At 57.4% G+C, this 2,472-nt stretch carries 4 protein-coding genes and 1 pseudogene; 2 read left to right on the top strand and 3 right to left on the bottom strand.

The annotated features are described in order from the left end of the window. Both WH50_RS25810 and WH50_RS25805 read left to right on the top strand, forming a co-directional pair. A pseudogene (locus WH50_RS25810) lies at positions 1–132 on the top strand (IS5/IS1182 family transposase); the annotation flags it as partial. 141 nt (positions 133–273) lie between these two features. Continuing rightward, on the top strand, positions 274–681 hold the full coding sequence (locus WH50_RS25805; protein ID WP_110190358.1) for a DUF2000 domain-containing protein: 408 nt from the start codon (positions 274–276) through the stop codon (positions 679–681). A gap of 140 nt (positions 682–821) precedes the next feature. Here WH50_RS25805 and map read toward each other — a convergent pair whose 3' ends face one another. The 3 genes from map to WH50_RS27080 all read right to left on the bottom strand — a co-directional run. Then, positions 822–1,607 (bottom strand): type I methionyl aminopeptidase, encoded by a 786-nt coding sequence (gene map, locus WH50_RS25800; protein ID WP_110190356.1) that lies wholly within the window; start codon positions 1,605–1,607, stop codon positions 822–824. Beyond that, positions 1,588–1,806, bottom strand: a complete 219-nt coding sequence (locus WH50_RS25795; RefSeq protein WP_110190354.1) for a ParD-like family protein — start codon at positions 1,804–1,806, stop codon at positions 1,588–1,590. Before WH50_RS25795 ends, map begins: the two co-directional genes overlap by 20 nt. A gap of 176 nt (positions 1,807–1,982) precedes the next feature. Beyond that, a partial coding sequence (locus WH50_RS27080; protein WP_243410286.1) for a carboxymuconolactone decarboxylase family protein occupies positions 1,983–2,472 on the bottom strand: 490 nt, incomplete at its 5' end.

The raw sequence follows: 2,472 nt of genomic DNA, 5'->3' as shown, positions 1-2,472 counted from the left end.
TGGTTCAAGCGGCTGGGTGAGCGGGTCATGGCGAAAGATTTCGACCGTCAGGTGGCCGAACTGCAGGTGCGAGCAGCCATCCTGAACCGCTTCACGCAGCTTGGGACACCGATGACGGTGCGTATGCCATAAATTCGTCTGGGGAAAGGGGCTTTGTAAGCTGTGCTCTATTTATGCAACAAAGCCAGTCTTAACTATAAAAGCGCAATTTCCTTCAATCCAGACCGCAGGTGCAGCGGTTAGGGTGACTGTCTTACCGTCAGGAGAAAGACTATGTCCCACCGCTGCGTACTGATCATCAACCCTGCCCTGCCCACTGGCCTGATCGCCAACACCGCCGCCGTGCTGGCACTCGGTATCGGCAAGCTGCAGCCCGATATCAACGGCCCGCTGATTACCGACAGTGAAGGGCTGCTGCATCAGGGCATCACCCAGTTGCCGTTGCCCATTCTGGCGGCGGATGTCGAACGCCTGCACAGTCTGCGCCAGCAGGCCGCCGAGCTGGCGCCGGATTTACAGGTGGTGGATTTCTGTCAGGAAGCGCAGACCGCCCGCAGCTACGAGCAGTACAGTGAACGCTTGCAGCAGGATGGCCGCCGCCTGACCTATCACGGTCTGCTGCTGTTCGGGCCGAAAGCGCTGGTGACTTCACTGTCCGGCAATCTGCCATTACTGAAATAAACAGACGCAGGGTCAGCACAGGCTCACCGCCTGCTATTGCTGGGCTGAATAAACAGAGGGGGAATAGAGGGGGGAATAAAAGCGGGGGCAGACAGCTGCACAGAAGGTCAGCTGTCTCGGGTCATCACCTGCAAGAAACCTTAACCGAGCCCGGCCAGACGCTCTTCTTCGCGTAATGTCAGCACTTCATAGCCGGTTTCAGTTACAGCAATGGTGTGCTCCCACTGTGCCGACAACTTGCCGTCGCGGGTGCGTACCGTCCAGCCGTCTTCATCCGTGGTGTTGTGGCGTACGCCCTGATTGATCATCGGCTCGATGGTGAACACCATACCGGGTCTGAGCTTGACGCCGGTACCACGGCGGCCATAGTGCAGCACCTGCGGCTCTTCATGCATTTCCCGGCCAATGCCATGGCCACAGTATTCCTGCACTACCGAGTAGCCCTGCTTCTTGGCGAACTGCTCGATCACAAAACCGATGTCACCCAGATGCGCACCGGGGCGTACCAGCCGGATGCCTTTCCACAGTGCTTCATAAGTGCCTTTGACTAGCTTGCTGGCTGCTGCCGATACCTCGCCCACCAGATACATCTTGCTGGAGTCGGCAATAAAGCCGTTCTTTTCCAGTGTGATGTCGCAGTTGACGATATCGCCTTCGCGCAGCACATCGCTTTCGCTGGGCATGCCATGACAGATCACATCGTTGATGGAAGTGTTCAGGCAGAAGGGGAAATCATACTGGCCCTTGGAAGCCGGGCGGGCCTTCAGCTCCTCGACGATAAAGCGTTCCACTTCACGGTCGATGGCCAGGGTACTGACGCCGGGTTTGATAAAGCCGTCGAGATGGGCAAACACCTGCGCCAGCAGGCGGCCCGACTCACGCATCAGGGCCAGTTCTTCAGGGGTCTTAATTTGAATGGCGGACATCAGCCAGCTCCGACAGAGGTAAAGTGGGTGAACTCATCAGCAGCCGGCAAATATCGGCATAGCAAAGTTCAGGATTCAGCTCGGCCAGCATGCCGATCTTCATCCAATGCTCGGCCTGAGCATTGATGGAGCGCGTCAGCGCCTGACTGGCGCGACGCACTTCCTGATGCATGGCATCAGAGATATTGACGATTCCCATGACAGGTTCCTGCGGGACACTGGGCAGGGTGACCACCACCGCTGTACAGCACCCATATAAAACGTATGCGAATCATATATGTTTCATATAGAGCTGTCCTGCCACAGGCAGGTGGAACTGGTTCAAGATGTTTCGCACCCGCCTGTCATCACGCTCCGGCAGATGGTGAACAGGTTTCAGGCAGGCGATACACCCCGCTCAGCGAACACTTCCCTGCAACTGAACAGGGCATTAAGTGCTGCCGGAAAGCCTGCATACAGCGCCATCTGCATGATGGTCTCGATCACTTCCGTCGGTGTCACACCCACATTCAGTGCGCCGTGAATATGCACCCGGAGCTGCGGCTGGGCATGGCCAAGGGCCGTCAGCGCAGCCACGGTGGCAATTTCGCGGCTGCGCAGGTCCAGCCCCGGCCGTGAATAGATGTCACCAAAACCGAACTCGATGATGTAACGCGCCATATCGGGAGCGATGCCCTGCAGGCTGTCGATCACCCGCTGCCCCTGTTCACCATCCACTTCTGCCAGTTTGTGCCAGCCCGCCTGATAGCGCGGGTCGTTATATGCTGGATTGCTGTTCGCTGGACTGCTGTTCGCTGGATCGATGTTTGCTGGATCGATGTTTGCTGGATCGATGTTTGCTGAGTTGTTGCTGGGCTGGGTCGGT

It is taken from the genome of Pokkaliibacter plantistimulans, from assembly GCF_003194385.1.
Taxonomy (GTDB): Bacteria; Pseudomonadota; Gammaproteobacteria; order Pseudomonadales; family Balneatricaceae; genus Pokkaliibacter; species Pokkaliibacter plantistimulans.
This window is presented reverse-complemented; position numbering and strand designations above follow the sequence as displayed.